This is a genomic window from Arthrobacter sp. MMS24-T111 (assembly GCF_054888995.1).
In genome coordinates, this window is record NZ_JBTZRO010000001.1 from 2,939,703 (window position 1) to 2,955,211 (window position 15,509).

Sequence of the window (15,509 nt, forward strand, 5' to 3'; positions counted from 1 at the left end):
GGCCCTCCGGAACCAGCCTCATTTGCGGCTGGAGACGGATTTAGCGTATTCTGGATCTTCGGTGCTTACGCCAACACTTGGGTTATGACCCCACGGCGTTGAGGCACAGCGAGAAACCAGGCTTTTATTGAGTCGGTTCCGCACGCAAATTTTGTTATAAACGTCGAGAGAAGTGAGTTCCCAAGTGGTGTACGCGATTGTCCGCGCAGGCGGCCGCCAAGAGAAGGTTTCCGTTGGAGACTTCGTTACCCTGAACCGCGTCGCCGGTGGAGCCGGCAGCACCATTGAGCTGCCCGCACTGCTCCTGGTTGACGGTGACAAGGTCACCTCCGCAGCCAAGGACCTGGCCAAGGTAACTGTTACGGCTGAAATCCTCCAGGACCTGCGTGGTCCTAAGATTGTCATCCAGAAGTTCAAGAACAAGACCGGCTACAAGAAGCGCCAGGGTCACCGCCAGGAACTGACCAAGGTCAAGATCACCGGCATCAAGTAACCGCCGGTTACTGTTCAGGCATTTCAACAGATTCCCCAGAATTTAGAGGCAGGCATTTCAGATGGCACATAAAAAGGGCGCGAAGCTCCACTCGCAACGGTCGCGATTCCAACGCACAGTACCTCGGCGTCAAGCGCTTCGGCGGCCAGGTTGTTTCCGCAGGCGAGATCATCGTCCGCCAGCGCGGCACCCACTTCCACCCGGGCGCCGGCGTCGGCCGTGGCGGTGACGACACCCTGTTCGCACTGACCCCGGGCGCCGTTGAATTCGGCACCCGCCGCGGACGTCGCGTGGTCAACATCGTTGCTGCTGCAGCCGCAGAGTAACAACAAGTCTTGAAGCGGTGGAGCGGGCCTGAGGGCCCGCTCCACTGTTCTTTAACCGCATTACAATCGTTGTGGCGTCCCCGGGCGCCGCGTAAACAGCATTCTGAGGAGATCCACGTGGCCAGCTTTGTAGACCGGGTAGTACTGCACGTATCCGGCGGAACCGGCGGCCATGGATGCGTTTCCGTCCACCGGGAGAAGTTCAAGCCCCTTGGCGGGCCCGACGGCGGCAACGGCGGCAACGGCGGCGACGTGATCCTCCGGGTGGACCACCAGACCACCACCCTCCTCGACTACCACCACGCGCCGCACCGGCACGCCAGCAACGGCGGGCCCGGTATGGGCGACTGGCGCGGCGGCAAGAACGGCGAAACCCTGGTGCTTCCCGTTCCGGACGGTACCGTGGTCAAGTCCAAAGACGGCACCGTCCTGGCCGACCTCGTGGGTGAAGGCACCGAATACGTGGCCGCCGCCGGCGGTATTGGCGGACTCGGCAACGCCGCCCTGTCCTCCCAGAAACGCCGCGCTCCCGGGTTTGCCCTGCTGGGAATCGAAGGCGACTCCCGCGATGTGGTCCTGGAACTGAAGTCCATTGCAGACATCGCCCTGGTGGGCTTCCCGTCCGCGGGCAAGTCCAGCCTGATCGCCGCGATGTCCGCCGCCCGGCCCAAGATCGCCGATTATCCCTTCACCACCCTGATCCCGAACCTGGGTGTCGTCCAGGCAGGCGATGTCCGCTTCACGATTGCCGATGTCCCCGGCCTGATTGAAGGCGCCAGCGAAGGCAAAGGCCTGGGGCACCACTTCCTGCGTCACGTTGAGCGCTGCGCCGCCCTGGTGCATGTGCTCGACTGCGGCACGCTCGAATCCGACCGCGATCCGCTCTCGGACCTCGCCATCATCGAAGGCGAACTCGAAAAGTACGCGGTGGACATGAGCTACGCAGGCTCCGACGGCCAGGTGGTCCCCCTTAACCACCGCCCCCGCCTCGTCGCACTGAACAAGGTGGACCTGCCGGACGGCAAGGACATGGCGGAATTCGTGCGCCCGGAACTGGAATCGCGCGGGTACCGCGTCTTTGAGGTTTCCGCCACCAGCCACGAGGGCCTGCGCCAGCTCGGCTTCGCCATGGCCGAAATCGTCCAGGCCGCCCGCGACGCCGTCGCGGCCGAACCTCCCAAGGTCCAGCCCGTCGTGCTCCGGCCGCGCGCCGTCAATGAAACCGGGTTCAAGATCCGCCGCGAGGAAAAGAACCTGGAGCCGCTGTTCCGCGTCCTCGGCGAGAAGCCCGAGCGCTGGGTCAAGCAGACCGACTTCACCAACGAGGAAGCGATTGGCTACCTTGCCGACCGGCTGGCCAAGCTGGGCGTGGAAACCGAGCTGTTCAAGCAGGGCGCCAAGCCGGGGGATACCGTGGTCATTGGCGAGGACGACGGCGTCGTCTTCGACTGGGAGCCCACCATGATGGCTGGCGCGGAACTCCTGGCTTCACCCCGTGGCACGGACGTCCGGTTCGCCGATATCGGCGACCGCCCCACCCGCAGCCAGAAGCGTGAGGAGCAGCAGGAACGCCGCGACGCCAAGGCTGCCGCCCGCGCCGAACTCGAGGCCGAGCGCAAGGCCGGTATTTGGACCGAGTCCGTCAGCGGACGCCGTGCTGCCCGCCCCGTACAGGACAGTGGAATGGAAGCGGACGATGACCTCTAGGGTCGTGGACACGGCGCCCGTTGCGGGCTCCGTGGACAGAAGCCTGCTGGCGGATGCCCGCCGCATCGTGGTCAAGGTGGGGTCTTCCTCACTGACCAGCATCAAGGGCGGCATTTCCGAGGAGTCGCTCACCGCGCTGGCCGACGCCCTCGCCGCCAAGCGCAACGCGGGTGCCGAAATCATCCTGGTCTCCTCCGGCGCCATCGCCGCGGGGTTGGCCCCGCTGGGGTTGGAAAAACGTCCCCGGGACCTGGCCACCCAGCAGGCGGCGGCCAGCGTGGGCCAGGGCCTCCTGATGGCCCGGTACACCCAGGCGTTTGGTGCCCATGGCGTCACTGTCAGCCAGGTCCTGCTCACGGCCGAGGACCTGATGCGGCGCAGCCAGCACACCAACGCCCTCCGCGCCATGGACCGGCTGCTCAACCTCGGGGTGGTCCCCGTCGTGAATGAAAACGACACCGTGGCCACCCACGAGATCCGCTTCGGCGACAACGACAGGCTCGCCGCCCTGGTGGCACACCTGGTGCGCGCCGACGCGCTCGTGCTGCTGTCCGACGTCGACGCCCTCTACGACGGTCCGCCCGCCCACGGTGCCAAGCGCATCCCGCTGGTTACCGGAGCGCAGGACCTTGAGGGCGTTTCCATCGGGAAAGCAGGCAAGGCCGGAGTGGGCACCGGCGGAATGATGACCAAGGTGGAAGCGGCCAGCATGGCGGCAGGTTCCGGAATCCACGCGCTGGTGACATCCACACCCAACGCTGCCGCCGCCCTGAACGGCGAGGACGTCGGCACCTGGTTTTCCGTGAACGGCTCGCGCAAGCCCGTCCGCCTCCTCTGGCTGGCCCATGTCGCGTCCGTGCAGGGCCGCCTGGTCCTGGACGACGGCGCGGTGCGGGCAGTGCGCCACCACCACACGTCCTTGCTGCCGGCCGGCATCTCGGCCGTGCACGGCGACTTTGAAGCGGGCGACGCCGTCGAACTTGCCGGTGCCGACGGCACCGTAGTTGCCCGGGGACTGGTGAACTACTCATCCCAGGAGCTGCCGCACATGCTCGGGCGCTCCACCAGGGAGCTGGGCGAGGAACTCGGCAGCGGTTACGACCGCGAAGTTGTTCATGTAGATGACCTGGTGCTGGTCTAAGCAGCCGGCTCGCCTAAACTTGGACTATGACTGAAGCCCTGATCCACGCTGCCGTAGATACCGGAACCACTGCTGACCTCGCGCAGCCGGGCCCGGCGGCAGGACAGGCGGCAGGGGGGCCGGCCGCCGCGGCAGACGTCGAAGCGGCAGTCCACGCCATCGCGGACCGCTCCCGTCACGCCGCCCGCAGCATGGCCACCGCCAACCGGGCATGGAAGGACCGCGGCCTCCGCGCAGTGGGAGCGGCCCTGCAGGAGAACGTGCAGGCAATCCTGGCGGCCAATGCCATGGACGTCCGGCGCGGCCGGGACAATGGCACCTCCAAAGCGCTCCTGGACCGGCTCACCCTCACCGAAAGCCGTGTTGACGGCCTGGTTGCGGCCCTTGAGAACCTGGCCAACCTCCCGGACCCCGTGGGCAACGTGGTCCGCGGCCAGACCCTCCCCAACGGACTGCGCCTCCGCCAGGTCAACGTGCCCATGGGCGTCGTGGCAGCCATCTACGAGGCACGCCCCAACGTCACCGTGGACATCGCCGGGCTGGCGCTCAAGAGCGGCAACGCCGTCATCCTGCGCGGCGGCAGTGCAGCCGAAGCCACCAACCAGGTCCTGGTACGGGTCCTGCGCGAAGCCCTCGAATCCGTGGGCCTGCCGGCCGACGCCGTCCAGACCGTGGACCAGTTCGGCCGCGCCGGCGCCAACGTCCTGATGAAGGCCCGCGGCAAGGTGGATGTACTGATTCCCCGCGGCGGCCGCGACCTTATCCAGACAGTGGTGACCAATTCCGCAGTGCCGGTCATCGAGACGGGAGAGGGAAACGTCCACATCTTCCTGGACGAATCTGCGGACGAGACCATGGCGGTGGAAATCCTGCTCAACGCCAAGACACAGCGGCCCAGCGTCTGCAACACCGTCGAAACCCTGCTGGTCCACTCCGGCGCGACCGTGCTGCCCGCCGTCGCAACGGCCCTTCGAAACGCGGGGGTCCGATTGCATGTGGACCAGCGGATCGGTGCAGCCTTGCCCGCCGGGATCGACGCGGAGCCGGCCACGGACGAAGACTGGGCCACGGAATACATGGACCTGGACCTTGCGGTGGCCATGGTGGACAGCCTCGACGACGCCGTCCAGCACATCCGCACGTGGTCCACGGGCCATACCGAAGCGATTCTCACCAACAGCCTCGCAAACGCTGAACGGTTCATTGCGGAGGTGGACTCCGCAGCGGTCATCGTCAACGCCTCCACACGCTTTACCGACGGCGGCGAACTGGGCCTGGGCGCCGAGGTGGGGATCTCCACCCAGAAGCTGCACGCCCGCGGCCCGATGGGACTGACCGAGCTGACCACCACGAAGTGGATTGTCCAGGGCGAAGGCCAGGTCCGCGGGTAGCAACGCGGTAACATAGACCAGAACCTTAGAAAGCAGCGGAAGGTTCCGCTGCCTGAAAATCCTTGAACATAGGGGAGAAAATGCTGCTCCAGCAGATCGTCACGTCCATCGCCGCGGCAGGCGACGCAGCCCATGAGGAGCCGGCGCCGCTGCTGGCGGAGCCGTGGGTCTTCGGCGTGTCAATGTTCGCCATCCTGGTGGTCCTCATGTTCATTGCATGGTCCTACAACAACCTGGGCAACCGGCACACGGCCACCGAGGAGCACGCGGATCCGCACCGCCAGCACCCCAACAAGCACGATCGCGGGCAGGGCCACTAACATTTCGCACAACCTGCACCGCAATGGTGCCCGAGGAAGGCTGCGGCTTGGTGTCATGGGCGGGACATTCGATCCCATCCACCATGGGCACCTGGTGGCGGCCAGCGAGGTCGCGGCCGAATTCGACCTCGATGAGGTGGTCTTCGTGCCCACCGGGCAGCCATGGCAAAAGTCCCATAAACAGGTCAGCGAGCCTGAGCACCGTTACCTGATGACCGTGATCGCTACGGCCTCCAATCCGCGCTTCACCGTCAGCAGGGTTGACGTGGACCGGCCGGGTCCCACCTACACCATTGACACCCTGCGCGACCTCCGGGCCCAGCGGCCGGATGCCGACTTGTTCTTCATCACGGGTGCTGACGCCTTGGCGCAGATCCTGTCCTGGAAGGACATTGACGAGCTCTGGTCGCTGGCGCACTTCGTGGGAGTCACCCGCCCGGGACACGTCCTGGACGGGATGGGCCGCGAGGACGTCAGCCTCCTGGAAGTGCCAGCCATGGCCATTTCGTCCACGGATTGCCGTGCCCGCGTGGCAGCGAACCATCCGGTCTGGTATTTGGTCCCGGACGGGGTGGTGCAGTACATCGCCAAGTACGATCTCTATGCCGATCCGCCGGCAGGCGCGGATGAACCACTTTCCGAAGCACGCGAACCAGCCAGTACTGAATGAGTTCTCAATGAGTCAGGAACAGCCTCCCATCCGCAGCCGCCGGGAACTACGGAAGGCCAGGGACGCCCAACAGGGCACCCCGGCCACCACGGAGCAACGCCCGCCTGCCGCGAATCGGCCGGCCGAGGATGCGCCCGAACCTGCCGCGCGCCCACAAGCTGTTCCAGGCCAGTCAGCCCCGCAGCGCTCATCCCAGATCCGTGCCCGCGACCGTGCCGCCCTGCGCACCATCAAGGAGCTCGAAGAGAAGGAAGGGCAGTTGTCCGCCGGCGGTCCGCCCACCCGGCGCCAGTTGCGGTTGCAGCAGCTCAAAGAGCAGGCCCTGACGGCCGCGAATCCGGTGGTTCAACCAGCGACCGGCCCAACCTCCCCTCCGGGCGGCGGAACGCCTGCGCCCGAAACCCGACCCGGCGGTGGAAAGAACGCTGCGGCAAAGGAGACCGTCAACCCCGCGCCGGACGGCATGACCGTGGAGCAGGCCCTGGAAGCGCGGGCGCTCATCGCAGCGCAGGCGCGGAACCAGATCGCCAAAATGGAGCACATCGCCTCCCAGGACCCCGAAGCGGTGGATCCGGGGATCCTCGCCGAACAGATCGCGCTGGCCGAGAGGGCGGCGGTCATGAACCGGCGGGCGATGGCCCGGCAGAAACTCGCCGAACAGGCCGGGGGCCAGGCCCAGGCCGCGGGTCCCGCAACCCCACCACCGGCTGGCGGCACCCAGGACACATCCGGCCCGTCCACCGCCAGCAACCTTGCCATGGTCACGCCGCTTGAGTTCGTCCAGGTCCCGGGCGTTGAGCGCCCCGTGATGAAACCGCCGGCAACCTCGCATGTTCCGGTCACCACCCGGCCCGGTACGAAGGTCCAGGGTGCCGGCAAGCGCCGGCCCGCGGCCCGTACCAAAGCAGCGGCTGCCGAGTCCGGCACCGGCCGGTCCCAGGTGATCGCCAGGGCCGAAGCGGCCGCGAAGGCGGCCAGCCGGCCCAAACCGGCTGCGCGGCCGGAGGGCCAGTCCGGAGACCTCTTCGAGGACCTGCCCCGGGTACCCGCACGGTCCGCCTACGGCCTCGATCCGCTGGATGCCGCAACGGCGGGGCTCACCAGGGCACGGCGCAACCGGGTCCTCCAGTTCTGCATCCTCGCGTTCGGGATCCTGGCACTCGTTGCCGGCATCATCCTGATCGTCACCGGCATGTCCCGCTGATCCCGCAGCGGCAAAACGCTTAACCCAAACAAGGAGTCCCGTGACTGCAACACAAACGTCCATCGCTATGGCCCGTACGGCCGCCAAGGCTGCCGCTGACAAGATAGCCCACGACATCGTGGCCCTTGACGTGAGCGAACGGCTGGCCCTGGCCGACGTCTTCCTCATCGCCTCTGCACCCAGCGAACGCCAGGTCAACGCGATCGTGGATGGCATCGAGGAAGAACTTGCCAAGCAGGACCTCCGCCCGGTGCGCCGTGAAGGCCGCTCCGGTGGCCGGTGGGTGCTCCTGGATTACTCGGACATCGTCATCCACGTCCAGCACGAGGAAGACCGCGTGTTCTACGCCCTTGAGCGGCTCTGGAAGGACTGCCCGGTGGTGGACCTGCAGCTCGGCGACGACGTCCCCGCCCAGGCCGGCGCGGCGGCCGACGGCGAGTAGGCGAGACGCCAGATCCGTGAATATTCCCGATTTGGAATTTTCGGAATTGCTGTTCTAAGATATTTGAGTTGCTTCGGGGGAGACCCCGAACAAAGCTTCTTGGAGCGGCAACATTCCGGGGCTGTGGCGCAGCTGGTAGCGCACCTGCATGGCATGCAGGGGGTCAGGGGTTCGAGTCCCCTCAGCTCCACCGGTACATCCGCCGGAACCATCATGGTTCCGGCGGATTTTTTGTTTTGGGTTGTTCACGGCCGCCAGTGGTGCAGCTTCGGCGGCGGTCCACAGCCTCCGGCGTGGCGGGAAACGCCCGATTGGCGTCCAGCGCAAAAGTGCATTACTCTGGTCAGGTTGCTCCGGGAAAACGACCGGAAGGAACACGTTGTACGGGGCTGTGGCGCAGCTGGTAGCGCACCTGCATGGCATGCAGGGGGTCAGGGGTTCGAGTCCCCTCAGCTCCACCGTGCAAAGTAGGGAAAAGGGAACCATCACCTGGTGATGGTTCCCTTTTCGTTGCTGCCCGGAAGCGGGCCGGCCTTGGTGCAAAACCCTTCCCGCGCAGGTCAAACGGGGGTACAACTGATCATGGAGGGCACAGCGTCCCGCCGCTGGCCTTCATTCACCAGAGTCCAGCCCCGGGACGTCGCTGACGAGGAGGTCGCAGATGTCCCAGGCGAATGATTCCGGTTACGGTGCGAACGGCGAAGGGGTTCCCCGCGGAACGGCGCTGTCGCGTGATACAGCCATCCGGGGACCGGCCAGGCCGGCTCCGTATATTGGGGCCGGCCTCCTGCTGGCGGCAGCCATACTCCTCCCGCTGATGCCGCAGCTGTACTCCTTTGACGCACCCCGGCTGGGCGGCATGCCGTTTTTCTACTGGTACCAGCTGGCCTGGGTACCAATTTCTGCCGTGCTGACCGGTACAGCCTATTGGCTGGTCACCAGGGAAGACCGACGACGGCGGGCTGAGGCACGGGCCGGCGGCCCGCCGAGGGCGGGTGGCGCCTCCGCCCGGACCGGCCGGGGAGGGGACCGGCCGTGAACGGGCGCGAAATCAACTGGACTGCCCTGGTCATCGTGGTGCTGCTGTTCGTCGTGGTGGCCGTCATGGGGTTCCTCGCTGCCAAGTGGCGCCGGGGATCCGCAGTGGAGGGCCTGCACAGCCTCGACGAGTGGGGCCTGGGCGGCCGCGGGTTCGGAACCTGGATCACCTGGTTCCTGCTGGGCGGGGACCTTTACACCGCCTACACGTTTGTCGCGGTCCCGGCGGCGATGTGGGCCACGGGGGCGGTCAGCGGTTTCTTCGCCGTCCCGTACACCATCGTCCTCTACCCGATCATCTTCATCATCATGAGCCGGTTGTGGTCGGTCTCCCACCGCCACGGCTACGTCACCTCGGCCGACTTCGTGGGCGGCCGGTACGGGAGCCGCTGGCTTTCGCTGGCGGTGGCAGTCACCGGAATCGTCGCCACCATGCCGTATATCGCGCTGCAGCTGGTCGGGATCAAGGCGGTGCTCACGGTCCTGGGCCTGGGCAGCTCCGGCAACGTGCTGTTGACCGACCTGCCATTGATCCTGGCTTTCGTGGTCCTGGCCGCCTACACGTACACCTCGGGGCTGCGTGCACCGGCCATGATCGCCGTGGTCAAGGACCTGCTGATCTACCTCGCCGTCATCGTGGCCGTGATCTACCTGCCCATCAAGTTCGGCGGCTGGGACACGATCTTCAACTCCGCCCAGGCCAAACTGGGCACCGTCAGCCAGGCCACGGGCAAGCCGGCCGGCGTCTTCATCCCGGGCGCCGCCAACTACTCCGCCTACTGGTCCCTCGCCCTCGGATCAGCCATGGCACTGTTCATGTACCCGCACTCCGTGACCGCCGTGCTGGCGTCGAAGGCGCGGAACACCATCCGCCGCAACGCAGCGATCCTCCCGCTGTACTCGCTGATGCTCGGCTTCCTGGCCCTGCTGGGATTCGTTGCCATCCAAGCCGGGACCAAGCCCATCGACCTTGATGGATCGGTCAACCCGCAGCTGGTGGTCCCTCAGTTGTTCCTTGACCACTTCCCGGCCTGGTTCGCGGGCATTGCACTGGCCGCAATCGCCATCGGTGCCCTGGTGCCGGCAGCGATCATGTCGATCGCCGCCGCGAACATGTTCACCCGCAACATCTACCGCGACTTCATCCGGCCCGACGTGGACGCCAGGACCGAGGCGAAAGTATCCAAGATCGTCTCCCTGGTGGTGAAGGTGGGCGCACTGGTCTTCGTCATCGCCATGGACCAGTCCGCCGCCATCAACATGCAGCTGCTGGGCGGCATCTGGATCCTGCAGACGTTCCCGGCGGTAGTGGCCGGCCTGTACACGCGCTGGTTTGACCGGTGGGCCCTCCTGGCCGGCTGGGCAGTGGGCATCGTGTTCGGAACAGTATCCGCCTACAACGTGGTCAACCCTGTGACCAAGGCGCACTTCGGCGGCTCGGTGGCCGCCTTCCCGGGGACGGACTTCAGCGTGTACATTGCGGTGTCCGCCTTCGCGCTCAACCTGGTGGTCGCCGTCGTCCTGACTGTGGTGTTGCGGGCGCTGAAGGTCCGGACGGGAGAGGACCTGACGCGGCCCACGGACTATGACGCCGACGAGACGGACCCGAAAGTGGTGCAGATCGAGCAGACCCAGCATTACACCCAGCCGGGCGGCCCGTCACCGGTCGCTTAACCGCCCATCCGGGCCGGGTGTCACAACCAATCGGCGCGGCGCAGTGGCGGCTCCGCCCCGCCCGGCCGGCGGGCCAGGACCTGGTTGACGCCGGTCAGCCCGTTTTCGAAGCCCAGGGCGCTGGCCGCCATGTACAGCCGCCATACCTTGGCGCGCCCGGCCCCGGCGAGGGCCACCGCTTCGTCCCAGTTCTCTTCCAGCCGCCGGACCCAGGCCCGGAGGGTCAGGGCGTAGTGGCGGCGGAGGGCCTCGACGTCGAGGACTTCGAACCGGGCTGTTTCCAGGGCGGCCACCATCTCGCCCAGGCTGATCATTTCCCCGTCGGGGAACACGTACCGGGGAATGAACGAGTCGGGATCGGGGCTGGTGGGACCGGCGTTCCAGGAAATGGCGTGGTTCAGCAGGCGGCCGCCGGGCCTGAGCAGCCCGAAGAGCGCAGCTGCGTAGGCAGGGGTCTGGGCCCGGCCCACATGCTCGGACATGCCAATGGAACTGATGGCGTCGAACGGTCCGTCGTGCACATCCCGGTAGTCCTGAACCCGGATCTCCACGGTGCCGGTGAGGCCGGCATCCGCAGCCCGCTTGCGGGCCAGGGCGGCCTGTTCCGTCGACAGCGTCACCCCCACCACGGTGACTCCGTACCCGGCGGCCGCGTGGAGGGCGAAGCTGCCCCAGCCGCAGCCCACGTCGAGGACCCGCATCCCGGGCTGGAGGCCCAGTTTGCGGCAGACAAGGTCCACTTTGGCCTCCTGCGCGGCGTCCAGGCCCACGTCCGGCGCCTGCGAATCCGGCGCACCGCCCGCCGGCCATACGGCGCAGGAATACACCATGGAGGGTCCCAGCACCAGGGCATAGAAGTCGTTGCCGACGTCGTAGTGATGGGAGATGGCGGCAGAATCCCGGCCCCTGGAATGCATCCTGCCCTTCCGTGCAATGCGGGCCTCCTCCGGCGGCGGCACCGGGTTGGGACCTACCGCGCCCAGCCTGACCGCCGTCCGTGCCAACAGCAACAGTTCGCGGGCAGTGGGCGGACGGAAGGGGCCGGGCTCGGCAAACTTGCCTGCCGAGCTCAGTGCCCCGAAGGCGGCGAACACGTCTCCCGGGGCGTCGATCTCACCCGCGACATACGCCCGGCTCAGCCCCAGTTGCCCCGGTGACCAAAGCATCCGCCGGAGGGCCCGGCGTGACCTGAACTCCAGGACCGGGGCGTCCGCTGGCCCGGCCTCGGAGCCATCCCACGCCCTCAGGCGCAGAGGGATCCGATCCGTCCCCAGCACCACCCCCAACGCTGTTGCCAGCCGGTCAGCATGTCCCGTGGCCTTGGCGGCTCCTGCAGTGTCCATGGGCCCACCCTAAGGCTGCGCCGCCCTCCGCGACTATCATTGGGGAGTGATTCCTGAGCCAACCGATGTTGTGGTCATCGGGGCGGGCCAGGCCGGCCTGTCCGCCGCCTACCACCTGCAGCGCCGGGGATTCGATTTCGTGGTGCTCGACGCAGAAGAAGGTCCGGGCGGTGCCTGGCGGCATCGGTGGAAGAGCCTGCGCATGGCAACGGTCAACGGAATCAGCGACCTGCCGGGGATCCCCAAACCGGAAGTCGATCCCGCCGAGCCCAGCTCCGAATTCCTGACCCGCTACTTTGGCGGCTACGAGGCCGCCCTGGGCCTTGCAGTGCACCGGCCCGTCAAAGTGCGTGCTGTCCGGCGGGAAGACGGGGACCCGGCCGGCCGGCTGAGGGTGGAGACGTCCGACGGCGGCTGGAGCGCCAGGGCGCTCATCAATGCCACCGGCACCTGGACCCGCCCGTTCTGGCCCATCTACCCGGGCCGGTCCTCGTTCCGCGGCCGGCAGCTCCACGTGGCCGACTACGTCTCCGCCGCTGAATTCACGGGCAAGCACGTGATTGTGGTGGGCGGCGGCATCTCCGCCGTCGGCCTGCTGGACGAGATTTCCCGCGTCACGTCCACCAGCTGGTTCACCCGCCGGGAACCGGTTTGGCGGGATGCCCCGTTCGATGCCCGGGCCGGGCACGACGCCGTGGCCCTGGTGGAGGACCGTGTCCGCCGGGGCCTCCCGCCGCAAAGCGTCGTATCGGCGACCGGGCTCATCTGGACTCCGGCGCTCCGCGCAGCCCGGGAGCGCGGCGTCCTTGACCGGCAGCCCATGTTCACGGCCATCGAACCGGACGGAGTCCGCCGCGCCGATGGCAGCTTCCTGAAAGCGGACATCATCCTCTGGGCCACCGGCTTCAGGGCCGAACTGGAACACCTCGCCCCGCTCCATCTCCGCGGACCGGGCGGCGGGATCGCAATGGATGGAACCCAGGTGGCAGCCGAGCCGCGCGTCCACCTGGTGGGCTACGGGCCGTCGTCGTCCACCATCGGCGCCAACCGGGCCGGCCGCGCAGCAGTGGCAGCCATCGCGGCACTGCCCCGGATGGCTCCGGCGGCGGAAACGGTAACGTGGGGGTGACCCCTGGGAACCCGGGGACGGCACGGACGACAGAAGGCGGCAGGACACCGGTGGCAGCACATACCCTGGCGGAGATTTTCGATGTCCTGCGCCGGCGGCCCGATGTTGAAGCGCCCAACCTCCACGCCTGGGACGCCACGGACCGGCTGCTCCTGGACACCGCTGTGCAGCTTGGCCGGTCCGGCAGCACCATTGCCGTAATCGGCGACCGTTACGGCGCCTTGACCCTGGGCGCATCCGCCGTCCTCGCCCCGGCCTCCCTGCGCGTGCACCAGGACCTGGTGACGGGGGAGCGGGCGCTGCGGTTGAACGCCGCGCAATGCGACGCACAGTTGCCGGGATTCGCCGGTGAAAGCACGGAATTCGCCCAGCTGCCCCTCGGGCCTGAGCTCCTGGCAGGCGCGGACACAGTCCTGCTGCAACTGCCCAAGACCCTGGCGGAGCTGGAGGAGATTGCGGCTGCCGTCGCCCGCCACGCGGCCCCCGGGGTGCTGCTGCTGGCCGGTGGCCGGGTCAAACACATGTCCCTGGGCATGAACGCGGTCCTGGAACGCTTTTTCGCATCCGTCCAGCCGCAAGCTCGCCCGGCAAAAGTCGCGGCTGGTCCTGGCCGCCGGAGCAAAACCGGCCGCACCGCCACGCTTCCCGGTGGTGGAGCACGTCGCTGAGCTGGACCTGGACGTTGCCGCCCACGGCGCTGTCTTCGCCGGCGCCAAACTGGACATCGGCACCCGATTCCTACTGACGTTCCTGCCCGCCATGAAACCGGCACGGCACGCCGTCGACCTCGGCTGCGGCACCGGCATCCTCGCCGCCATGTACGCGCGCCAGTTCCCTGGCGCCGCCGTCACGGCCACCGACCAGTCTGCGGCCGCCGTGCAGTCGGCCCTCGCCACCGCACGGGAAAACGGCCTGGCGGACCGGATCACCGTCCTGCAGGACGACGCGCTCAGTACCTTCCCCGACGGCGCTGCCGATGCCGTCCTGCTGAACCCGCCCTTCCACGTTGGTGCCGGCGTCCATGCCGGCGCCGGGATCAAGATGATCGAGGCGGCAGGACGGGTCCTGGCCCCCGGCGGTGAGTTGTGGACGGTCTTCAACCGGCACCTTGCCTACCTGCCGGCGCTGGAAAGGCACGTCGGGCCCACCGTGGTGGAAGGCATGAATCCCAAATTCACCGTCACGCGAAGCGTCCGCCGCTCCCGCTGATCCGGGCCAGTGGCCGCCACCCGTGGACCGGCACCCACCGCCAAACCGCCGCTGACGTGGACCGTTCCCGCGCCGCGCCGCCGCGCGGCCATGTGGGCGCGCGCCCGCCCGTAACGTACGATTCAAAGCATCACCGTATGCAGGTAGCCGAAGACGTTTAGGGGACACCGTGTCTGAGATCCGCCAATCTTCTCCGAGGCGCGGAACCAACTTGCCCAGGATGGGGGATTTCAACCTCACCGTCATCCTCGACGCGATCCGCAGGACCACCGGCGGGTTGAGCCGCGTGGAACTCGCGCAGATCGTGGGCCTGTCCCCGCAGACCATCTCCAATATTTCCCGGCGCCTGCTGGACCAAAACCTGATCGTGGAAGCCGGCAAAGAGGGCAGCGGACCGGGCAAGCCGCGCACCATCCTGCGGCTCAACCCCGCCGGCATGTACGCCCTGGGTGTCCACCTGGACCCCGCCGTGACCACGTTCGTCGTCTTGGACCTGGTGGGCGCGGTGGTCCGGCATTCACGCATCAAGACTCCGGGCGGGAACGATCCCTCCGCCGTCATCACCACCATCGCCGCGGAACTGGCGCAGTCGTCACCGATTCCGGCGTGGACCGCAGCCGCATTGCAGGCGTGGGCGTGGCCGCTCCCGGCCCCATCGACCTGGACAACGGCACCGTGGTGGACCCGCCGCTGCTGCCGGGCTGGGACCGGGTGGAACTGCGTGAGGCGCTGGCCAGGGCCACCGGCTACTCGGTACTGGTGGACAAGGACGTCACCAGCGCGGCCGTGGCGGAAACCTGGGCGGGCGGCCCCAGCGGCGCGGGGAGCTTCGTCTTCATGTACATGGGAACCGGCATCGGCTGTGGCATCGTCCTCAACGACGAGGTTATTCGCGGAACCTCCGGCAATGCCGGCGAGATCGGCCACATCGTGGTGGATCCGGACGGTCCTCCCTGCGACTGCGGCCAGCGGGGCTGCGTCAAATCCTCCTGCATTCCGCAGGTGCTGGTGGCGGAGGCGGAGGCGGCCGGCATCCTGGAAGGGCCCCCCGCCAGCAGTGCCGCCGAAATCAAGCAGAGCTTCGCCGACCTCTGCGCACGCGCCTACAGCGGGGACGAACGGGCCTCCGCCATCCTGGACAAGTCAGCCGTCCTGGTGGCACGGGCAGTTTCAGTGGTCACCAACACCCTGGATGTTGAACGGGTTGTCTTCGGCGGCCCGTTCTGGACCTGCCTGTCGCAACGCTACCTGGAGCTGATCCCGTCCCTCCTGGACACCAACAGCGCCGCCCGCCTGATCCACCCCATCGAGGTTGTGGGCACCGGCGTAGGGGAGGACGTGGGCGCCATCGGCGCAGCATCGCTGGTCCTGGAACATACCCTCGCGCCCCGCGCCCAGCGGCTGCTGCTGGAAAGCTGACCG

12 protein-coding genes, 2 tRNA genes and 3 pseudogenes are annotated in these 15,509 nt (G+C 67.4%); 16 read left to right on the forward strand and 1 reads right to left on the reverse strand.

The features are described 5' to 3' along the window. The first annotated feature begins 184 nt into the window (after positions 1–184). The 13 genes and pseudogenes from rplU to mctP all read left to right on the forward strand — a co-directional run bounded on the left by rplU (position 185) and on the right by mctP (position 10,406). On the forward strand, positions 185–493 hold the full coding sequence (gene rplU, locus ACX5I6_RS13775) for a 50S ribosomal protein L21 (RefSeq protein WP_018761567.1): 309 nt from the start codon (positions 185–187) through the stop codon (positions 491–493). Between the two features lie 61 nt (positions 494–554). Next, positions 555–819, forward strand: a pseudogene (gene rpmA / locus ACX5I6_RS13780) (50S ribosomal protein L27). Positions 820–936: 117 nt separating this feature from the next. Next, positions 937–2,526, forward strand: a complete 1,590-nt coding sequence (gene obgE / locus ACX5I6_RS13785; RefSeq protein WP_461840827.1) for a GTPase ObgE — start codon at positions 937–939, stop codon at positions 2,524–2,526. After that, positions 2,516–3,667 (forward strand): glutamate 5-kinase, encoded by a 1,152-nt coding sequence (proB, locus tag ACX5I6_RS13790; protein ID WP_461840828.1) that lies wholly within the window; start codon positions 2,516–2,518, stop codon positions 3,665–3,667. The genes obgE and proB overlap by 11 nt, the downstream gene beginning before the upstream one ends. 26 nt (positions 3,668–3,693) lie before the next feature. Continuing rightward, the gene (locus ACX5I6_RS13795) at positions 3,694–5,058 is read left to right on the forward strand and encodes a glutamate-5-semialdehyde dehydrogenase (protein ID WP_461840829.1); all 1,365 of its coding nucleotides are present in this window, start codon (positions 3,694–3,696) and stop codon (positions 5,056–5,058) included. Between the two features lie 80 nt (positions 5,059–5,138). Beyond that, the gene (locus ACX5I6_RS13800; RefSeq protein ID WP_285246269.1) at positions 5,139–5,378 is read left to right on the forward strand and encodes a hypothetical protein; all 240 of its coding nucleotides are present in this window, start codon (positions 5,139–5,141) and stop codon (positions 5,376–5,378) included. A gap of 55 nt (positions 5,379–5,433) precedes the next feature. Next, positions 5,434–6,048: a nicotinate-nucleotide adenylyltransferase gene (gene nadD / locus ACX5I6_RS13805; protein ID WP_285246268.1), complete on the forward strand. Its 615-nt coding sequence runs from the start codon at positions 5,434–5,436 to the stop codon at positions 6,046–6,048. Between the two features lie 7 nt (positions 6,049–6,055). Continuing rightward, positions 6,056–7,252 carry a hypothetical protein gene (locus ACX5I6_RS13810; RefSeq protein WP_461840830.1) on the forward strand — a complete coding sequence of 399 codons (1,197 nt, stop codon included), beginning with the start codon at positions 6,056–6,058 and terminating at the stop codon, positions 7,250–7,252. A gap of 40 nt (positions 7,253–7,292) precedes the next feature. Next, positions 7,293–7,694: a ribosome silencing factor gene (gene rsfS, locus ACX5I6_RS13815; RefSeq protein WP_026264528.1), complete on the forward strand. Its 402-nt coding sequence runs from the start codon at positions 7,293–7,295 to the stop codon at positions 7,692–7,694. Between the two features lie 117 nt (positions 7,695–7,811). Then, positions 7,812–7,884, forward strand: a tRNA-Ala gene (locus ACX5I6_RS13820). A gap of 195 nt (positions 7,885–8,079) precedes the next feature. After that, positions 8,080–8,152 (forward strand) — tRNA-Ala (locus ACX5I6_RS13825). Positions 8,153–8,355: 203 nt separating this feature from the next. Further along, positions 8,356–8,733 (forward strand): DUF3311 domain-containing protein, encoded by a 378-nt coding sequence (locus ACX5I6_RS13830; RefSeq protein WP_461840831.1) that lies wholly within the window; start codon positions 8,356–8,358, stop codon positions 8,731–8,733. After that, positions 8,730–10,406: a monocarboxylate uptake permease MctP gene (gene mctP / locus ACX5I6_RS13835; protein ID WP_285246264.1), complete on the forward strand. Its 1,677-nt coding sequence runs from the start codon at positions 8,730–8,732 to the stop codon at positions 10,404–10,406. The genes ACX5I6_RS13830 and mctP overlap by 4 nt, the downstream gene beginning before the upstream one ends. Positions 10,407–10,426: 20 nt before the next feature. On the opposite strand, the gene ACX5I6_RS13840 is transcribed toward mctP, so the two are convergent. After that, positions 10,427–11,749, reverse strand: a complete 1,323-nt coding sequence (locus ACX5I6_RS13840; protein ID WP_461840832.1) for a class I SAM-dependent methyltransferase — start codon at positions 11,747–11,749, stop codon at positions 10,427–10,429. Positions 11,750–11,795: 46 nt separating this feature from the next. Between ACX5I6_RS13840 and ACX5I6_RS13845 the strand changes: the two genes are divergently transcribed. From ACX5I6_RS13845 to ACX5I6_RS13855, 3 genes and pseudogenes are all read left to right on the forward strand, one after another. Next, the gene (locus ACX5I6_RS13845; protein ID WP_461840833.1) at positions 11,796–12,878 is read left to right on the forward strand and encodes an FAD-dependent oxidoreductase; all 1,083 of its coding nucleotides are present in this window, start codon (positions 11,796–11,798) and stop codon (positions 12,876–12,878) included. 50 nt (positions 12,879–12,928) lie between these two features. After that, a pseudogene (locus ACX5I6_RS13850) lies at positions 12,929–14,087 on the forward strand (class I SAM-dependent methyltransferase). Positions 14,088–14,307: 220 nt separating this feature from the next. Next, positions 14,308–15,506 (forward strand): annotated as a pseudogene (locus ACX5I6_RS13855) (ROK family transcriptional regulator). Positions 15,507–15,509 lie beyond the last annotated feature (3 nt).